The organism is Chimaeribacter sp. YP20170169 (assembly GCF_056739715.1).
Map to the genome: position 1 here is coordinate 3,767,159 of NZ_CP176824.1, position 17,068 is coordinate 3,784,226.

Genomic DNA, 17,068 nt, shown 5'->3' on the forward strand with positions numbered 1-17,068 from the left:
AGGAGATCAGACCTCCTCCATTTTTCCCAGCAGCGCCCGCAGGCGTTCCTGCCAGACGTGCTGCTCTTCTTTCAGCTGCTCGTTCTCACGCACCAGCGATTCACGGTGGTGGCCTGCATGTTGAACTTCTTGAGAAAGCGAGTTGTTCTTCTCTTTCAGTTCTTCAATTTCCATTTGCAGCAGGGTGATAGTGTCAATCGCCTGCTGGACTTTCGCTTCTAATTTCTCAAAAACTTCAAATGACATTCTTAAATCCTCTTATGTTCGTAAGGCGTACATCTTGTCGTGTCGTCCACTCCGTCGGATGCAGAGGCAGCAAACGGGTTTGCTTTCAAAAACAAGCGCCCTTTTCGAAACGCTGCGGCTGAATCAGCTCGGCGCGCCGCTTGAATAAAAACGATTGTATGTAGCTACCCTGCCCCTGTCTAGCCGCATCCCGGCGTAAAGCGGGGTGAGCCGAACATTTTGTCTGCAGCCAGAAACCCGTGCGGGCCAAAAGCAGGGCACGGGGCGCCCCACAGAAAAGCGAAGCGGCTTCAGGTGACCGGTTTACCGATGCGCGAATGGGGTGAATTGGCGATAAAATCACTCGAATTCGCTCATTTTTATGACACACCACACACATTTTAAGTTCGCTATTTCTCGTTTCTGCTCGTTAACGATAAATTCACAATATGCACTCATTTATAGAATGAGCACCTATTTCGATTAACCTTTGTTACACCGCAGCGAACTAACAATAACCAATGACCCTTACCCTCCGTAGGACTTCACTATGAGCCAGTTAACCAGCACTACCCTAAAAGGCCAATGCATCGCTGAGTTCCTCGGCACCGGCCTGATCATCTTCTTCGGCGCCGGCTGTGTGGCGGCGATGAAGCTGGCCGGCGCCAGTTTCGGCCAGTGGGAGATCAGCGTCATCTGGGGCCTGGGCGTCGCCATGGCGGTCTACATGACTGCCGCCATCTCTGGCGCGCACCTCAATCCGGCCATCACCATCGCGCTCTGGCTGTTCGCCTGCTTCGATGGCCGCAAGGTGGCCCCCTACATTGTCGCCCAGCTGCTGGGGGCCTTCTGCGCCGCCGCGTTGGTCTACGGCCTCTACTACAACCTGTTCTTTGTCTATGAGCAGGGCCACAATATGGTGCGCGGCAGCGTCGAGAGCCTCGACCTGGCTGGCATCTTCTCCACCTACCCGAACCCGCACATCTCCATCATGCAGGCGTTTCTGGTGGAGACAGTGATCACCGCCATTCTGGTCTGCCTGATCATGGCGCTGACCGATGATGGCAACGGTGTGCCGCGCGGCCCGCTGGCCCCGCTGTTGATTGGCCTGCTGATTGCGGTGATCGGCGGTTCGATGGGCCCGCTGACCGGTTTTGCCCTCAACCCGGCGCGTGACTTCGGCCCGAAACTGTTTGCCTTTTTTGCCGGCTGGGGCAAAGTGGCCCTGACTGGCGGCATGAGCATTCCCTACTGTCTGGTGCCGATCTTTGGCCCGCTGGTGGGCGCATCCCTCGGTGCATTCGGTTACCGTGCGCTGATTGGCCGCCACCTGCCGTGTGAGATTTGCGAGCCAGACGCCGAAGCGGCACCGCCGTCCCCGACGACACAGCGCAAAGCGTAACGATAACGCGTTCCCGGTTAACTTTTTGCAGGATAATTATGATGACGCCAGAAAAGAAATACATTGTCGCTCTGGATCAGGGCACAACCAGCTCCCGCGCAGTGGTTCTCGATCATGACGCCAATATCGTAGCGGTCTCACAACGTGAGTTTACCCAAATCTATCCTAAAGCCGGCTGGGTTGAGCACGACCCGATGGACATCTGGGCATCACAGAGTTCCACGCTGGTGGAGGTGCTGGCGCACGCTGACATCCGTTCCGACCAGATTGCTGCACTCGGTATCACCAACCAGCGTGAAACCGCCATCGTCTGGGACAAAGAGAGCGGCAAGCCGATCTACAACGCCATCGTCTGGCAAGACCCGCGCACCGCGGACTACTGCGCCCGGCTGAAAAAAGAGGGGCTGGAGGAGTACATCCAGCACACCACCGGGCTGGTGATTAACCCCTACTTCTCCGGCACCAAGGTGAAGTGGATCCTCGACCACGTCGAGGGCGCGCGCGAACGCGCCAAGCGCGGCGAACTGCTGTTCGGCACCGTCGACACCTGGCTGGTATGGAAAATGACCCAAGGCCGGGTGCACATCACCGATTACACCAACGCCTCGCGCACTATGATGTTCAACATCCACAAACTGGAGTGGGACCAGCGTATGCTGGACATTCTGGACATCCCGCGTGAGATGCTGCCGGAGGTGAAATCCTCCTCCGAGATCTACGGCCAGACCAACATTGGCGGCAAGGGCGGCACCCGCATCCCGATTGCCGGCATCGCCGGTGACCAGCAGGCGGCGCTGTATGGCCAACTCTGCGTCCAACCGGGCATGGCGAAAAACACCTACGGCACCGGCTGCTTCATGCTGATGAATACCGGCACCGAGGCGGTGACCTCCACCCACGGCCTGCTGACCACCATTGCTTGCGGCCCGCGCGGCGAGGTGAACTACGCCCTGGAGGGCGCGGTGTTTATCGGCGGCGCGGCCATCCAGTGGCTACGTGACGAGATGAAGCTGATCAGCGACTCGGCGGACTCCGAATACTTCGCCCTGAAGGTGAAAGACAGCAACGGCGTCTACATGGTGCCAGCCTTCACCGGCCTTGGCGCGCCCTACTGGGACCCCTATGCGCGCGGGGCGCTGTTCGGCCTGACGCGTGGCGCCAATGCCAACCACATCATCCGCGCCACGCTGGAGTCGATCGCCTACCAGACCCGCGACGTGCTGGAAGCGATGCAGGCAGACGCTGGCACCCGCCTGCAAACCCTGCGCGTGGATGGCGGCGCGGTGGCGAATAATTTCCTGATGCAGTTCCAGTCTGACATTCTCGGCACGCGGGTGGAGCGCCCGGAAGTGCGTGAGGTGACGGCCCTCGGCGCGGCCTATCTGGCGGGCCTGGCGGTTGGCTTCTGGAAAGATCTGGAGGAGGTACGCGCCAAATCGGTGGTGGAGCGCGAGTTCCGCCCAAGCATCGAAACCACCGAGCGCAACTACCGCTACGCTGGCTGGAAAAAGGCGGTCGCCCGCGCCCAGTCCTGGGAAGAGCACGACGAGTAACCTGCCCACCAGACTCCCCGCCTCGGGGAGTCTGCTTTTTGCCCCCTCCCCCTGTGCTACACTGCTGCGCATCTTTTCCCCAGCACAACAGGTTTGCCATGAAACGTGAATTAGCCATCGAGTTTTCCCGCGTCACCGAAGCCGCCGCCCTTGCCGGCTATAAATGGCTGGGCCGCGGCGACAAAAATGCCGCCGACGGCGCGGCCGTCCATGCCATGCGCATCATGCTGAATAACGTGGAGATTGATGGCCGGATTGTCATCGGCGAGGGAGAGATCGACGAGGCACCGATGCTCTATATCGGTGAGCAGGTCGGCACCGGCCGTGGCGACGCGGTGGACATCGCCGTTGACCCGATTGAGGGCACGCGCATGACCGCGATGGGTCAGGCCAATGCGTTGGCAGTGCTGGCGGTGGGCGATCGCGGCACCTTCCTGCACGCGCCGGACATGTACATGGAGAAGCTGGTGGTTGGCCCCGGCGCGCGCGGCTGCATCGATCTCGCATTGCCGCTGGAGCAAAACCTGCGCAACGTTGCCACGGCGCTCAACAAGCCACTGGCTGACCTGACGGTGGTGATTCTGGCGAAGCCGCGCCATGACCAGACGATCGCCCAATTGCAGCAACTGGGGGTGAAGGTGTTTGCCATCCCAGACGGTGACGTGGCGGCCTCCATTCTCACCTGTATGCCGGAGAGCGAAGTGGATGTGATGTATGGCATCGGCGGCGCGCCGGAGGGCGTGATTTCGGCGGCGGTGATCCGCGCGCTGGATGGCGACATGCAGGGCCGGCTGCTGCCGCGCCATCAGGTGAAGGGGGAGAATGAAGAGAACCGCCGCATCGGCGAGCAGGAGCTGGCGCGCTGTCAGGAGATGGGCATTGAGGCCAACCGGGTACTGCCGCTGGATGAGATGGCGCGCAATGATAACGTGATCTTTGCCGCAACCGGCATCACCGAGGGCGATCTGCTGGCGGGCATCCGCCGCAAGGGCACGATGGCGACCACTGAAACCCTGCTGATCCGTGGCAAGTCGCGCACCATCCGCCGCATCACCTCGACCCACTATCTGGAGCGCAAAGACCCGGCGCTGCACCCCTACATCCTGTAACCTTCCCGGCCGGCGGGGGTTGCCCCTGCCGGCCCGGCATCAGGCGGCGTCGCCCGCTTCCTGCGCCCGGTCAGCCATCGGCCACCAGCAGAGCAGCATCAGCACACCCATCGCAAACATCAGCAGCCCAAGGCTGAACTGGCCGCCCTGTGGCAACAGCGCCGACAGCCACGCCACTAGCCCCGATCCCATATTCTGTACGCCGCCCAGCAGCGCCCCGGCCGCGCCAGCCAGATAGGGAAACGGCTCCATCGCGCCAGTGGTCGCCAGCGGGAACAGCATCCCCGCGCCGAAGAAGAACAGCGCCGCTGGCACGATCAGCGTCCAAACATTCATCATGCCAAACCAGCCGGGCAACCACATCAACGCGCCAGCCGCCAGACAGCTCAGCACTGCGTACCACATCAACTGGTGGAAGGGCGCGTCGGACTTGCCAGCAAACCATGCACCGAAAAAGGCCGCCGGTAGCGGCAGGATGAACAGCAGGCTGACGGCCAGACTGCTCAGCCCCAGCACGCCGCCCATCAGCACGCCGCAGCTCGCCTCAAACACCGCGATGCCCGCCAGCGCGCCCACCAGCATCACCAGATAGCGGCTGAAGGTGCCATCCGCCAGCAGCGGCCGGAACGCGCTGAACAGCGCGCGCGGTGCCTGCCCCGCCGGACGGGTCTCCGGCATACCGCGCCAGATGCAGATCGCCACGCCGCTGCACAGCAGCAGCAGGAAGGCGAAACAGGCGCGCCAGCCAAAGGCGTCCGCCAGCGCCCCGCCAATCAGCGGCGCGAGCAGCGGGCTGACCAGAATCCCCATGTTCAGCAGGCTGTTGGCCTGCCGCAGAGCGCTACCCGCATAGAGATCGCGCGGCATGGTGCGCGCCATCACCCCGGCCACGCCGGTGCCCATCCCCTGAACCGCCGCGGCGGCGATCAGCAGGTTCAGGCTGGGGGCCAGCATCGCGCCCGCCGCGCCAAGCAGGAAAATCAGCATCCCGGCGAAGATCACCGGCCGACGGCCAAGGCGATCTGAGAGCGGCCCATAAATCAGCTGGGAGAAACCATAGGTCACCAGATAGGCCGCCATCACGCGCTGCACCGCGCCGGCAGGCACGCTCAGGCTCTGCGCCATGTCGGCGATAGTGGGTACATAGATGGTCTGTGCCATCTGGCCGACGGCCACCAGTAAAATCAGCATCGCCATCAATGGCAGGTTTTCGAGGTTTTTCATTGTCAATCAGCAGGTGAGCATCAGCAAAGGCCGGAAATTGGGCGCACACGCTACCAAAAGGCGGCGAAATGTTAAAACCTCCGGCGCATTTGTCTTTTCTGCCGCTGTCAGGCCGCCTCTCCAGCCCTGTAAAGCAGGTTGTACGCGCCTGCTGGCAAGGTAGGCCCATCCCATTTAATCGATAATTGTTCGCGGCAAGATCACCTAACATCGATCCACCAGAGGCAGGAATTGAATCAAACGCTTAACAGCGCGTCGGACACGGCCGCCAGATAATGAGGAGCAATGACACCATGGCTGAGTGGGTAACAGGAAAGGTCACACGGGTAGAACGCTGGACAGACGGTCTCTTCAGCCTCATCGTCAATGCGCCGGTCGATCCCTTCACCGCCGGGCAGTTCGCCAAGCTGGCGCTGGAGATTGAGGGCGAGCGCGTGCAGCGTGCCTACTCCTACGTTAATGCGCCCAGCGACGACAATCTGGAGTTCTATCTGGTGACGGTGCCAGAGGGCAAGCTCAGCCCGCGTCTGGCCGCCCTGCAACCCGGCGACGAGCTGATGGTGACCAAAGAGGCGGCCGGGTTCTTTGTGCTGGAGGAGATTCCCGAGTGCCGCACGCTCTGGATGCTGGCGACCGGCACCGCCATCGGCCCCTACCTCTCGATTTTGCAGGAGGGGCGTGATTTGGCGCGCTTCGACCACATCGTGCTGGTACATGCCGCGCGCTACGCCCGCGATCTGAGCTACCTGCCGCTGATGCAGCAGCTACAGCGCCAGTTCAACGGCAAGCTAAAGATCCAGACGGTGGTCAGCCGCGAGACGGTGCCCGGCTCCCTGACGGGCCGGGTGCCAGCGCTGATTGAGAGCGGTGCGCTGGAGGCGGCGGTCGGCCTGACGATGGATGCCGACAGCAGCCATATCATGCTGTGCGGCAACCCACAGATGGTGCGTGATACCCAGCAGCTGCTGAAAGAGAGCCGCGAGATGCGCAAGCACCTGCGCCGCAAGCCCGGCCATATCACCAGCGAGCACTACTGGTAACTACCGGTAGCGCACGGGCACGGCGGGCGGCCCGAAACGGTTATCGCCCGCCGTGCCCGCCAGAAAACCACACTCCACCAGCATCAGCACAAAAATCACCGCTGGCAGCAGCCGGCCCAGCGTCCAGGCCGCCAGCGCGGGCATCATCTGCCAATTGCCGGCGGCCAGCATCCACGCCAGAATCAGCAGCAGCGCCCAACTGCCAGCGCGGTTGCGGTCATGCAGCCGCTTCACCAATACCGCCGCCGTCGGCCAGAGCAGGAATACAATCAAAAAGGCCGCGGACTGGATCGCCAGCCACCCGCGCGACGCCGCCGCAAACGCCCCGGCCATCACCACCAGCCAGAGCACCAGCCACACCCAGAAATCCCGCCGTCCCAGCCGGCCACGAAAAGAAAAGGCCCACGCCTGTATACCCATGCTGCGCTCCCATTATCATCCAGCCGACAGTGTAACCCGGCGCGGCTTTTTTGACATTTGCCCCTGAATCCCGGTTTAATCGGCACAGAGTCCAGCCACCTTTTGCGATGCCATGAAAACAGCCCTGATCCCCCTGCTGGCCACCGTGCTGGCGTTGAGTGCCGCACCACGCGTTCTGGCCGATCCGCCAGACGCTGACCGCAGCGCGCTCAGCAATGAGATGCCGAAAGCCCCCTATCTGCTCAACGGCGCGCCCACCTTTGACATGACGGTGGTGAAGTTCCGCGAAACCTACAACGCACAGAACCCGTCGCTGCCGATCACCGAATTCCGCTCCATCCCGGATACCGAGCCGAACGCGATGCTGACGCGCGCCGCCAGCAAGATCAATGAGAATCTCTACGCCTCGACCGCGCTGGAGAAGGGATCCGGCAAGATCAAAACCCTGCAAATCACCTATCTGCCGATCCAGGGCAATGAGGAGAAAGCGGCGCGCGCCACGGCCATCAACTACATGGCGGCGCTGATGCGGGAGTTTGAGCCGACGCTGAATGTCGAGCAGAGCACCGCCAGGGTGGCGGAGCTGCTGGAGGCCGGCAAGGGGCAGCAGTTCTACCAGCATCAGGTCGGCGCCATCCGCTATGTGGTGTCAGACAATGGCGAGAAGGGGCTGACCTTCGCCGTCGAACCGGTGAAACTCGCGCTGGCAGAAGGGTAAAGAAGCCGCCAGCCATGACGAAAAGCAAAGCCTTTTGCGGCGATCGTCTTTATACTGGTGGGCAGGTAAATTGCCTGTAAGGCAGTCATTTTAGTCGAATCTTGTGTCTCAGCTTGGAGGATTAAACAATGCGTCATCCCTTAGTAATGGGTAACTGGAAACTTAATGGCAGTACCCAGATGGTTAACGAACTGATCGCAGGGCTGCGTAAAGAGCTGAGCGACGTCGATGGTTGCGGCGTTGCGATTGCACCTCCGGCACTCTACCTGGATCTGGCCCGCCACCAGCTGGCTGGCAGCCGCATCGCCCTGGGTGCACAGGATGTAGGCGTGAACCTCTCTGGTGCCTTTACTGGCGAAACCTCTGCCGAGATGCTGAAAGACATCGGCGCGCAGTACATCATCATCGGCCACTCCGAGCGTCGCACTTACCACAAAGAGAGCGATGAGTTTATCGCCAAGAAATTTGGTGTGCTGAAAGAAGCTGGCCTGATCCCGGTACTCTGCATCGGTGAGACCGAAGCGGAAAACGAAGCCGGCGAAACTGAAGCCGTGTGCGCCAAACAGCTGGACGCCGTGCTGAACAGCCTGGGCGCGCAAGCTTTCGAAAACACCGTGATCGCCTATGAGCCAGTCTGGGCCATCGGCACCGGCAAATCCGCCACCCCGGCGCAGGCGCAGGCCGTCCACAAGTTCATCCGTGACCACATCGCCAAGCAAGACGCTGACGTGGCTGCCAAGGTCATCATCCAGTACGGCGGTTCCGTCAACGCGGGCAACGCCGCTGAGCTGTTCACCCAGCCGGACATCGATGGTGCGCTGGTTGGCGGTGCTTCCCTGAAGGCCGACGCCTTCGCGGTGATCGTTAAGGCCGCCGCAGAAGCCAAACGCGCGTAATTATCTCGCGCCCATAAAAAAACCCCGCATGGCGGGGTTTTTTTTGGTTTGCGTCTGGCTTAGCGACGGGTGATCTGGTCAAACACACCGCCCGTGGCGAAGTGCTCTTTCTGCAATGCCGTCCAGCCGCCCAGTGAATCCACGGTAAACAGTTTCAGTTTCGGGAATTCATTGGCAAATTTGGCGGCCACGGCCGGATCACGCGGGCGATAGTAGTTCTGGGCCGCGATGGTCTGACCCTCTGGGCTGTAGAGATACTTCAGGTAGCCCTCTGCCACCTCGCGGGTCTGGCGGCGCTCCACGATGCGATCCACCACCGAAACCGTAGGTTCAGCCAGAATCGACTCGCTCGGCGTCACGATGTCAAACTGATCAGTGCCCAGCTCCTTCACCGCCAACAGCGCCTCATTCTCCCAGGCGATCAGCACATCCCCCATGCCGCGCTCCACAAAGGTGTTGGTCGCGCCGCGTGCGCCGGAGTCCAGCACCTGCACATTTTTATACAGCGCCTGCACAAAGTCCTGCGCCTTGGCTTGGTCATTGTTGTTCTGGTGCAGGGCATAGCCCCAGGCGGCCAGGTAGTTCCAGCGTGCACCGCCAGAGGTTTTCGGGTTCGGGGTGATGACGGCCACGCCCGGCTTGATCAAATCAGGCCAGTCATGAATCTGTTTCGGGTTGCCCTTGCGCACCAGGAACACGATGGTCGAGGTGTAAGGGGCGGAGTTGTCCGGCAGGCGCTTGATCCAGTCCTTCTCAATGCGGCCGCGCTCAGCGATGGCATCGACGTCATAGGCCAGCGCCAGCGTCACTACGTCCGCCTCAATCCCGTTGATCACCGAGGTTGCCTGCTTGCCAGAGCCGCCGTGGGACTGACGCACGGTCACGTGGTCGCCGGTCTTCTGCTGCCAGTACTTACTGAAAGCCTGATTGTACTCCTGATAGAACTCCCGCGTGGGATCGTAAGAGACGTTCAGCAATTGAATATCTTTCGCTAACGCACCTGTTGCTGCCAGCATCAATACTAGCCCTGCTCCCCATTTACGCATTGTCACGTTCTCCCAGTCTCTCATCGCGAAGTGTGAATTCTGATGACAAGCCTGCCAGAAAGCGCAGACAGGATTAAAGAATAAAAAGATCGCCGCTATGTTTTTTTGGAATAAGCAGTTGAAAGGCGAAAAAAAACCTCCCGGGCGGGAGGTTTCATGACACGAAAGGGATCAGTAGAGCTTTTTCGCCGTTTCCAGCAAATCAGATTTGAACGGACGCTTCATGTTCTCGATGGCATCGATGATGTCATGGTGTACCAGCTTCTCATTCTGGACGCCGACGCAGCGGCCGCCGTATCCCTGCAACAGCAGTTCGATGGAGAAGGCACCCATGCGCGAGGCCAGAATACGGTCGTAGGCAACCGGTGCCCCACCGCGCTGGATGTGGCCCAGCACCGTCGCGCGGGTTTCGCGTTTGGTTTCGCTTTCGATATGGCGCGCCAGTTCGTCGATGTCACAGATGTGCTCGGTGATGGCGACGATGGCATGTTTCTTCCCTTTGGCGATGCCAGCTTTGATCTCTGCCACCAAATCGTCACGGGTGAACTCCACTTCCGGCAGCACGATGAACTCGCAACCGCCAGCAATTGCCGCCGCCAGCGTCAGGTCGCCACAGTAACGGCCCATCACTTCCACGATGGAGATACGCTGGTGGGAGGAGGAGGTGTCGCGCAGGCGGTCAATCGCCTCGACCACGGTCTCCAGCGCGGTAAAGTAACCGATGGTGTAGTCGGTGCCAGCCACGTCATTATCGATGGTGCCCGGCAGGCCGATGCAGGGGAAGCCCATTTCGGTCAGGCGTTTTGCCCCCATGTAGGAGCCGTCACCGCCGATGACCACCAGCGCGTCAAGGCCGCGCTTTTTCATGTTCTCAATGGCTTTGGCGCGCACCGCCTCGTCACGGAACTCCGGGAAGCGCGCGGAACCCAGGAAGGTGCCGCCACGGTTGATCATGTCAGAGACGCTATAACGGTCCAGTTTTTCCATGCGATCTTCGTACAAGCCGAGGTAGCCGTCATAGATACCGAAAACTTCCAGCCCTTCGGTCAATGCGGCACGCACAACACCACGGATCGCAGCATTCATACCTGGGGCGTCGCCGCCACTCGTCAGTACACCAATTTTTTTGATCATGACTACCTCTGAACTTGTAGATGCAATTTCTTAAAAATCTTATCTCGCTGATTATACGCGCGCCGAGCCGTACAGAAAATGAACGGACCATGGGTCAGGAATAGTATACCAAAAAGCCCAGGCTGAATTGATTCAGGTCACGCTCTGGCAGGGTTGGCCCACTGCCTGCTCTCTCGCTCGCCATAACCAGCGCCCAAAAACTTTTCCTGGTAAAAACTTGCTAATCTCTCTTGGCGTCCTTGCCGTGCCTGCATCGCTGCAGACAGGATGTAAACCATGATATGTGTAGCCTAACCGGACTGAACGCCCGCCGGGAACAGGCGGGGAATAGGGGTATCATACCCTGTTCTGTGGTTTGATGTTGCTATAAGAATAGCACTAATCCTAGCCTGAAAAGCACCCCACACTGACCGTATTGCATAGTAATCAGGCGGTTTAATGCGCCCCTGTATAGGGAATATTTCCTAACCGGGTTCATGAAAAAAGGATAAAAAAAACCCGCCCGAAGGCGGGGAAGACAGGGATGGTGTCTATGGCAAGGAAAAAACAGGGTACTACTCTTTGGTACTCAGCTTCTGGGCAGAAGTCGGTTGCAACTCACTCATTCGTTGGGCGTTGTGTTGCTGTGTTTGTTGCATCTGCTGCAATTGGTCCATCCGTTGCTGGTGGCGGTGCGCCAGTACGGCTTTCTGGTCATCGGTCAGCAGGTTGTACATCAGGTTACGCACCCGAGCCATCTCAACCTGGCGGGCGACTTGCTCCCGCGCCATCTTTTCGGCCTGCGCCTGAACTGCATTCTGATCAAAGTCTTTCGCAATGATCAGTCTATGCATGGTTTCCATTTCAGCTACATTGATACGGGGCAGATCGCGCCGTGCCTGATGCATTAAATCTCGCATTTGCTGGCGCTGCTCTTCCGTCAGGCTGACGCCATCAAACATCATTTCATTATTAACGTAACCGTTCTTAAGCAGGGAGTCGTTATGATGCCAGGCAGGCTCCCCAGCCGCTGTCTCAGCGCCCCATGCCATGCCAGTGGAGAGCGGCAGCAGGGTGGCTAACACTAACGGGGTGACCTTATGCATCGATGAACTCTCCTGACGCAGTTGACGATTCGTTGTTCGATGTAGAGCAGTGTAGAGGTGCAGCTGCAAACATGCGTCAGGGCATGTAAAACTTCGTAAAGTCATGGAATGCCAACAATTGATGACGTATTTTGCGTCTAGAGGTAAAGATGATGAATAAGATCCTGTTAGTTGATGATGACCGCGAATTGACTTCGCTTTTAAAAGAGCTGCTCGACATGGAAGGGTTCAATGTCGTGGTGGCACACGATGGCGAGCAGGCACTGGAGCAGTTGGATAGCAGTATAGATCTGTTACTGCTCGATATTATGATGCCGAAGAAGAATGGCATCGACACGTTGAAAGAGCTGCGACAGCACCACCAGACACCCGTGATTATGTTAACGGCGCGCGGCAGCGAGCTGGATCGCGTACTGGGACTAGAGCTGGGCGCGGATGACTACCTGCCCAAACCCTTTAACGATCGTGAACTGGTGGCCCGCATTCGCGCCATTCTGCGCCGTTCCCACTGGAGCGAGCAGCAGCAGGGTGGCGACAGCGGCGCACCCACCCTCCAGGTGGATTGCCTGCAACTCAACCCCGGCCGCCAGGAGGCCAGCTTTGAGAACCAGGTGCTCGACCTGACTGGCACCGAGTTCACCCTGCTCTACCTGCTGGCGCAGCATCTCGGCCAGGTGGTATCGCGGGAACACCTGAGTCAGGAGGTGCTCGGCAAGCGGCTGACCCCCTTTGACCGCGCCATCGATATGCACATCTCCAACCTACGCCGCAAGCTTCCGGAGCGTAAGGATGGGCACCCTTGGTTTAAAACCCTGCGTGGGCGCGGCTACCTGATGGTGTCGGCCTCATGATCAACAGCCTGACAGCACGAATCTTCGCCATCTTTTGGTTTACGTTGGCGCTGGTGCTGATGCTGGTGTTGATGGTGCCGAAACTGGACTCCCGCCAGCTTACGCCGCTGCTCGAAAGCGAGCAGCGTCAGGGGCTGATGCTGGAGCAGCATGTCGAGGCCGAGCTGGCAGGCGACCCGGCCAATGACCTGATGTGGTGGCGGCGGCTGTTCCGCGCCATCGATAAGTGGGCACCGCCCGGCCAACGGCTGTTGCTGGTGACCAGCGAGGGGCGGGTGATTGGCGCCCAGCGCAATGAGATGCAGATCGTACGCAACTTCATCGGCCAGTCTGATAACTCCGACCGGCCCAAGAAGAAGAAGTATGGCCGTGTCGAGATGGTCGGCCCCTTCTCCGTGCGCGATGGTGAAGACAATTACCAGCTCTATCTGATTCGTCCGGCCAACAGCCCGCAGTCCGACTTCATCAACCTGATGTTTGACCGGCCGCTGCTGCTGCTGATCGTCACCATGCTGATCAGTTCGCCGCTGCTGCTCTGGCTGGCGTGGAGCCTGGCGAAACCGGCGCGCAAGCTGAAGAATGCGGCGGATGAGGTGGCGCGCGGCAATTTGAAACAGCATCCAGAGCTGGAGTCCGGCCCGCAGGAGTTTCTGGCGACCGGTGCCAGCTTCAACCAGATGGTGAGCGCGCTGGAGCGGATGGTGACTGCCCAGCAACGGCTGATCTCTGACATCTCCCACGAGCTGCGCACCCCGCTGACGCGCCTGCAACTGGCGACGGCGTTGATGCGTCGTCGCCACGGGGAGGGCAAGGAGCTGGAGCGCATTGAGACCGAGGCGCACCGGCTGGACAGCATGATCAACGACCTGCTGGTGCTGTCGCGTAGCCAGCATAAAAATGAGCTGGCGCGCGAACCGCTGAAGGCCAACACGCTGTGGGCGGATGTGCTGGAGAACGCCCAGTTTGAGGCGGAGCAGGTGGGGAAAAAGCTGGAGATCACCGCACCGCCCGGCCCGTGGACGCTGATTGGCAACCCGGCCGCGCTGGACAGTGCGTTGGAGAATATCGTGCGCAATGCGCTGCGCTACTCCCACCACCACATCGCCGTCGCCTTTGCCTGTGATGAGGAGGGGATCACCATCACCGTGGATGATGATGGCCCCGGCGTCTCGCCGGCCGACCGGGAGCAGATTTTCCGCCCCTTCTACCGCACCGATGAGGCGCGTGACCGCGAATCAGGTGGCACCGGGCTGGGGCTGGCGATTGTGGAAACTGCCGTCTCGCAGCACCGTGGTTGGGTCAGGGCGGATGACAGCCCGCTCGGCGGCCTGCGCCTGATCATCTGGCTGCCGCTGCACCTGCGTTAAGTTTCTGGTATTCTGCGCCCCTCAATTCTGGGGGGCGTATGCTGAATATCGTACTGTTTGAACCTGAAATCCCGCCAAATACCGGCAATATCATCCGCTTATGCGCCAACACCGGCTTTCGCCTGCACCTGATAGAGCCTCTGGGCTTTACCTGGGATGACAAGCGCCTGCGCCGCGCGGGGCTGGACTACCACGAGTTCGCCTCCATCCAAAAACATGCTGATTACGCGCAATTTATTGAGCGTGAGCAACCGGCGCGCCTGTTTGCGCTGACCACCAAAGGCACGCCTGCGCATAGCGCAGTGAATTACCAGCCGGGCGACTACCTGCTGTTTGGGCCAGAGAGCCGTGGCCTGCCTCCCGCGGTGCTGGACGCCCTGCCCGCCGAGCAGAAGATCCGCATTCCGATGCAGCCCAACAGCCGCAGCATGAACCTGTCGAACGCGGTCTCAGTGGTAGTGTATGAAGCGTGGCGGCAACTGGATTACGCCGGGGCGCTGGTCAAATCCTGATGCCCTGACACAAAAAAAGCAGGCGGATGCCTGCTTTTTTATGGCCGATGGGGTGTCGGTCAGATGCCGTCGCCGTATTCGAAGCCGTCGCCGCTGAAGTGCTGATCCATGTCCAGCGAGGGCTTCTCGCTCTCTGGCCGACCCACGATGCGTGCCGGCACCCCGGCGGCGGTGGTGTGGGCCGGCACGGAGCGCAGCACCACGGAGCCAGCGCCAATCTTCGCGCCGCGCCCCACTTCGATGTTGCCGAGGATTTTTGCCCCGGCACCAATCATCACCCCTTCACGAATTTTCGGGTGACGGTCGCCGCTGGTCTTGCCAGTACCGCCAAGGGTAACGGATTGCAGGATGGAGACGTCATTCTCCACCACCGCCGTCTCGCCAATCACGATGCCGGTGGCATGGTCTAGCATGATGCCGCAGCCAATCCGCGCCGCCGGGTGGATGTCCACGCCGAAGGTCACGGAGATTTGGTTCTGGAAGTAGACGGCCAGCGCCTGGCGATTCTGCTTCCACAGCCAGTTGCCGATGCGGTACGCCTGCAACGCATGGAAGCCCTTCAGGTAGAGCAGCGGGGTGGAGTATTTATCCACCGCCGGGTCACGCAGCCGCACGGCCAGAATGTCGCGCGCCGCGGAGAGAATCATCTGGGTGTCGGAGCGATAGGCCTCCTCCACCACTTCACGGATGGCGATGGCTGGCATGATCGGGCTGCCGAGTTTGTTCGCCAGAATGTAGCTGAGCGCGCCGCCCAGGTTTTCATGTTTGAGCAATGTTGCATGGAAGAAACTGGCCAGCATCGGTTCACAATCAGCCAGCGCCCGCGCTTCCGATTTGATGTAATTCCAGACCTGTTCTAACTCTTCAGACGACATTGCCACTCCCCTTTTACCTTGCGTAAAGAAGCCACGCCCGATCCCGGCAGCGTGGCTGGATAACGAAACCGGTTAAGCCTTATTCATCTTTCCTGGTACGGGCCAGGAGTGTTATGGCGGCTTCCCGTGCATCTTTGTTGCAGTACAGTACCTGATATATCTGTTCAGTTATCGGCATTTCAACCTGATAACGTTGCGACAGCGCCAGCACCTCTTTGGTGTTGCGATAGCCTTCCACCACCTGTCCTATCTCATCCTGCGCCTCCTGCACCGTTTTTCCCTGCCCCAGCATGATGCCGAAACGGCGGTTGCGGGATTGGTTATCGGTACAGGTCAGGACCAGATCGCCCAGCCCGGCCATGCCCATAAAGGTGGCCGGATCCGCGCCCAGCGCCGAACCAAGGCGGCTCATCTCCGCCAGGCCACGGGTGATCAGGGCGGTACGGGCGTTGGCGCCAAAGCCGATGCCGTCTGAAATGCCCGCGCCGATGGCAATCACGTTCTTCACCGCGCCACCCAGCTGCACGCCGATAAAATCCGGGTTGCTATAGACACGGAAGCTCTTGCCGCAGTGCAGCAGGCGTTGCAGGTCGTCGGAGAATTGCGCATCCGGCGAAGCCAGCGCAATGGCGGTCGGCAGGCCAGCGGCCAACTCCTTGGCGAAGGTCGGGCCGGAGAGCACCGCCAGCGGGATATTCTCCCCCAGCGCCTCATGCGCCACATCCTGCAACAGGCGGCCGGTTTCGGCCTCCAACCCTTTGGTCGCCCACACGATGCGGGCATCCGGGCGCAGATGCGGCTTCACCTGACGCAGCACATCGCCAAACACATGGCTCGGCACCACCACCAACACATCGCGGCTGGCAGCCAGCGCGCGCGCCAGATCGGGTTCGAGGTGCAGGGAGTCAGGGAAGGAGACATCAGGCAGGAAAGCCTGATTGCAGCGGGCCTGCTGCATGGCGTGGATGTGTTGCGGATTATGCCCCCACAACACTACCTGATGGCCATTTCGCGCGAGGGTAATGGCCAAAGCGGTGCCGTACGAGCCGGCACCGATGACTGTCATAGACGCGTTGATTTTATCCATCAGGCATCCTGATGCGGAGCAGCACCTTCGCCGTCGGCCTGCTGTTGCAGGTAGTTCATGAACAGCGCGTCGAAGTTGACTGGTGCCAGGTTCAGTTGCGGGAAGGTGCCACGGGACACCAGGCTGGTGATGCACTCACGCGCATACGGGAACAGAATGTTCGGGCAGTAAGCGCCCAGGCAGTGTGCCAGTTGGGTGCCTTCCAGACCCGCGATGGAGAAGATGCCGCCTTGCTGCACTTCGCACAGGAACGCGGTCTCATCACCCAGGGAGGCGGTTACGGTCACGCGCAGCACCACTTCATACACATCGTCAGCCAGCTGGCTGGAGGCAGTGTCCAGATCCAGTTTCACTTCCGGCTGCCACTCTTTCTGGAAAACCTGCGGCGCGTTCGGCGCTTCGAAAGAGATATCTTTGGTGTAGATGCGTTGGATCTGGAAACCCATTTCGGTGTTGTTTTGTTCAGACATGTTGATAAACCCTTGTGTTAAAAATCCTTATTGACGCCTGCCGCAGGCTGCGCC

General features: G+C 60.0%; 18 protein-coding genes. 9 read left to right on the plus strand and 9 right to left on the minus strand.

Annotated elements, in window-relative coordinates; genetic code table 11:
- Positions 1–6: 6 nt before the first annotated feature.
- Positions 7–246 carry a septal ring assembly protein ZapB gene (gene zapB, locus ACK3SD_RS17155; RefSeq protein WP_137764726.1) on the minus strand — a complete coding sequence of 80 codons (240 nt, stop codon included), beginning with the start codon at positions 244–246 and terminating at the stop codon, positions 7–9.
- 529 nt (positions 247–775) lie between these two features.
- Here zapB and ACK3SD_RS17160 point away from each other — a divergent pair.
- From ACK3SD_RS17160 to glpX, 3 genes are all read left to right on the plus strand, one after another.
- A complete protein-coding gene (locus tag ACK3SD_RS17160; RefSeq protein WP_481126275.1) occupies positions 776–1,627 on the plus strand; it encodes an MIP/aquaporin family protein in 852 nt (283 codons plus the stop codon).
- A gap of 38 nt (positions 1,628–1,665) precedes the next feature.
- The gene (glpK, locus tag ACK3SD_RS17165) at positions 1,666–3,180 is read left to right on the plus strand and encodes a glycerol kinase GlpK (RefSeq protein ID WP_137764728.1); all 1,515 of its coding nucleotides are present in this window, start codon (positions 1,666–1,668) and stop codon (positions 3,178–3,180) included.
- A 98-nt stretch (positions 3,181–3,278) separates the two neighbouring features.
- The gene (gene glpX, locus ACK3SD_RS17170; RefSeq protein ID WP_137764729.1) at positions 3,279–4,289 is read left to right on the plus strand and encodes a class II fructose-bisphosphatase; all 1,011 of its coding nucleotides are present in this window, start codon (positions 3,279–3,281) and stop codon (positions 4,287–4,289) included.
- A 39-nt stretch (positions 4,290–4,328) separates the two neighbouring features.
- Here glpX and emrD read toward each other — a convergent pair whose 3' ends face one another.
- A complete protein-coding gene (emrD, locus tag ACK3SD_RS17175; protein WP_481126276.1) occupies positions 4,329–5,513 on the minus strand; it encodes a multidrug efflux MFS transporter EmrD in 1,185 nt (394 codons plus the stop codon).
- Between the two features lie 293 nt (positions 5,514–5,806).
- On the opposite strand from emrD, the gene fpr reads away from it, so the two are divergent.
- Positions 5,807–6,553, plus strand: a complete 747-nt coding sequence (gene fpr, locus ACK3SD_RS17180; RefSeq protein WP_481126277.1) for a ferredoxin--NADP(+) reductase — start codon at positions 5,807–5,809, stop codon at positions 6,551–6,553.
- On the opposite strand, the gene ACK3SD_RS17185 is transcribed toward fpr, so the two are convergent.
- Positions 6,554–6,973 carry a DUF805 domain-containing protein gene (locus tag ACK3SD_RS17185; protein ID WP_481126278.1) on the minus strand — a complete coding sequence of 140 codons (420 nt, stop codon included), beginning with the start codon at positions 6,971–6,973 and terminating at the stop codon, positions 6,554–6,556.
- 112 nt (positions 6,974–7,085) lie between these two features.
- Between ACK3SD_RS17185 and ACK3SD_RS17190 the strand changes: the two genes are divergently transcribed.
- Both ACK3SD_RS17190 and tpiA read left to right on the plus strand, forming a co-directional pair.
- On the plus strand, positions 7,086–7,691 hold the full coding sequence (locus ACK3SD_RS17190) for a DUF1454 family protein (protein WP_137764733.1): 606 nt from the start codon (positions 7,086–7,088) through the stop codon (positions 7,689–7,691).
- Positions 7,692–7,819: 128 nt separating this feature from the next.
- Positions 7,820–8,587 carry a triose-phosphate isomerase gene (tpiA, locus tag ACK3SD_RS17195; RefSeq protein WP_137764734.1) on the plus strand — a complete coding sequence of 256 codons (768 nt, stop codon included), beginning with the start codon at positions 7,820–7,822 and terminating at the stop codon, positions 8,585–8,587.
- 59 nt (positions 8,588–8,646) lie between these two features.
- On the opposite strand, the gene ACK3SD_RS17200 is transcribed toward tpiA, so the two are convergent.
- The 3 genes from ACK3SD_RS17200 to cpxP form a co-directional block, all read right to left on the minus strand.
- Positions 8,647–9,633, minus strand: a complete 987-nt coding sequence (locus ACK3SD_RS17200) for a sulfate ABC transporter substrate-binding protein (RefSeq protein ID WP_481126279.1) — start codon at positions 9,631–9,633, stop codon at positions 8,647–8,649.
- Between the two features lie 171 nt (positions 9,634–9,804).
- Positions 9,805–10,767, minus strand: coding sequence for a 6-phosphofructokinase (pfkA, locus tag ACK3SD_RS17205; RefSeq protein ID WP_481126280.1), 963 nt, complete (start codon positions 10,765–10,767; stop codon positions 9,805–9,807).
- Positions 10,768–11,321: 554 nt separating this feature from the next.
- Positions 11,322–11,852: a cell-envelope stress modulator CpxP gene (cpxP, locus tag ACK3SD_RS17210; RefSeq protein ID WP_137764737.1), complete on the minus strand. Its 531-nt coding sequence runs from the start codon at positions 11,850–11,852 to the stop codon at positions 11,322–11,324.
- 152 nt (positions 11,853–12,004) lie between these two features.
- On the opposite strand from cpxP, the gene cpxR reads away from it, so the two are divergent.
- From cpxR to trmL, 3 genes are read left to right on the plus strand one after another with little or no spacing between them, the layout of a single operon-like run.
- Positions 12,005–12,703 carry an envelope stress response regulator transcription factor CpxR gene (cpxR, locus tag ACK3SD_RS17215; protein ID WP_481127577.1) on the plus strand — a complete coding sequence of 233 codons (699 nt, stop codon included), beginning with the start codon at positions 12,005–12,007 and terminating at the stop codon, positions 12,701–12,703.
- Positions 12,700–14,070 carry an envelope stress sensor histidine kinase CpxA gene (gene cpxA / locus ACK3SD_RS17220; protein WP_137764738.1) on the plus strand — a complete coding sequence of 457 codons (1,371 nt, stop codon included), beginning with the start codon at positions 12,700–12,702 and terminating at the stop codon, positions 14,068–14,070. Before cpxR ends, cpxA begins: the two co-directional genes overlap by 4 nt.
- A gap of 38 nt (positions 14,071–14,108) precedes the next feature.
- A complete protein-coding gene (gene trmL / locus ACK3SD_RS17225; RefSeq protein ID WP_481126281.1) occupies positions 14,109–14,582 on the plus strand; it encodes a tRNA (uridine(34)/cytosine(34)/5-carboxymethylaminomethyluridine(34)-2'-O)-methyltransferase TrmL in 474 nt (157 codons plus the stop codon).
- A 59-nt stretch (positions 14,583–14,641) separates the two neighbouring features.
- Here the strand turns inward: trmL and cysE are convergent, their stop codons facing one another.
- The 3 genes from cysE to secB form a co-directional block, all read right to left on the minus strand.
- Entirely contained in the window at positions 14,642–15,457 is an 816-nt protein-coding gene (gene cysE, locus ACK3SD_RS17230) for a serine O-acetyltransferase (RefSeq protein WP_137764740.1), read from the minus strand.
- Positions 15,458–15,536: 79 nt separating this feature from the next.
- The gene (gpsA, locus tag ACK3SD_RS17235; protein ID WP_481126282.1) at positions 15,537–16,544 is read right to left on the minus strand and encodes an NAD(P)H-dependent glycerol-3-phosphate dehydrogenase; all 1,008 of its coding nucleotides are present in this window, start codon (positions 16,542–16,544) and stop codon (positions 15,537–15,539) included.
- Entirely contained in the window at positions 16,544–17,014 is a 471-nt protein-coding gene (gene secB, locus ACK3SD_RS17240) for a protein-export chaperone SecB (protein WP_137764742.1), read from the minus strand. The genes gpsA and secB overlap by 1 nt, the downstream gene beginning before the upstream one ends.
- Between the last annotated feature and the right edge of the window lie 54 nt (positions 17,015–17,068).

Excerpts from the sequence above, each read along its gene's own strand:
- ACK3SD_RS17160 (WP_481126275.1), top strand. The coding sequence starts at position 776 with ATGAGCCAGTTAACCAGCACTACCCTAAAAGGCCAATGCATCGCTGAG.
- emrD (WP_481126276.1), bottom strand. The coding sequence starts at position 5,513 with ATGAAAAACCTCGAAAACCTGCCATTGATGGCGATGCTGATTTTACTG.
- pfkA (WP_481126280.1), bottom strand. The coding sequence starts at position 10,767 with ATGATCAAAAAAATTGGTGTACTGACGAGTGGCGGCGACGCCCCAGGT.
- cysE (WP_137764740.1), bottom strand. The coding sequence starts at position 15,457 with ATGTCGTCTGAAGAGTTAGAACAGGTCTGGAATTACATCAAATCGGAA.
- gpsA (WP_481126282.1), bottom strand. The coding sequence starts at position 16,544 with ATGGATAAAATCAACGCGTCTATGACAGTCATCGGTGCCGGCTCGTAC.
- cpxP (WP_137764737.1), bottom strand. The coding sequence starts at position 11,852 with ATGCATAAGGTCACCCCGTTAGTGTTAGCCACCCTGCTGCCGCTCTCC.
- secB (WP_137764742.1), bottom strand. The coding sequence starts at position 17,014 with ATGTCTGAACAAAACAACACCGAAATGGGTTTCCAGATCCAACGCATC.
- ACK3SD_RS17190 (WP_137764733.1), top strand. The coding sequence starts at position 7,086 with ATGAAAACAGCCCTGATCCCCCTGCTGGCCACCGTGCTGGCGTTGAGT.
- ACK3SD_RS17185 (WP_481126278.1), bottom strand. The coding sequence starts at position 6,973 with ATGGGTATACAGGCGTGGGCCTTTTCTTTTCGTGGCCGGCTGGGACGG.
- zapB (WP_137764726.1), bottom strand. The coding sequence starts at position 246 with ATGTCATTTGAAGTTTTTGAGAAATTAGAAGCGAAAGTCCAGCAGGCG.
- cpxA (WP_137764738.1), top strand. The coding sequence starts at position 12,700 with ATGATCAACAGCCTGACAGCACGAATCTTCGCCATCTTTTGGTTTACG.
- fpr (WP_481126277.1), top strand. The coding sequence starts at position 5,807 with ATGGCTGAGTGGGTAACAGGAAAGGTCACACGGGTAGAACGCTGGACA.
- glpK (WP_137764728.1), top strand. The coding sequence starts at position 1,666 with ATGATGACGCCAGAAAAGAAATACATTGTCGCTCTGGATCAGGGCACA.
- glpX (WP_137764729.1), top strand. The coding sequence starts at position 3,279 with ATGAAACGTGAATTAGCCATCGAGTTTTCCCGCGTCACCGAAGCCGCC.
- trmL (WP_481126281.1), top strand. The coding sequence starts at position 14,109 with ATGCTGAATATCGTACTGTTTGAACCTGAAATCCCGCCAAATACCGGC.
- ACK3SD_RS17200 (WP_481126279.1), bottom strand. The coding sequence starts at position 9,633 with ATGCGTAAATGGGGAGCAGGGCTAGTATTGATGCTGGCAGCAACAGGT.
- cpxR (WP_481127577.1), top strand. The coding sequence starts at position 12,005 with ATGAATAAGATCCTGTTAGTTGATGATGACCGCGAATTGACTTCGCTT.
- tpiA (WP_137764734.1), top strand. The coding sequence starts at position 7,820 with ATGCGTCATCCCTTAGTAATGGGTAACTGGAAACTTAATGGCAGTACC.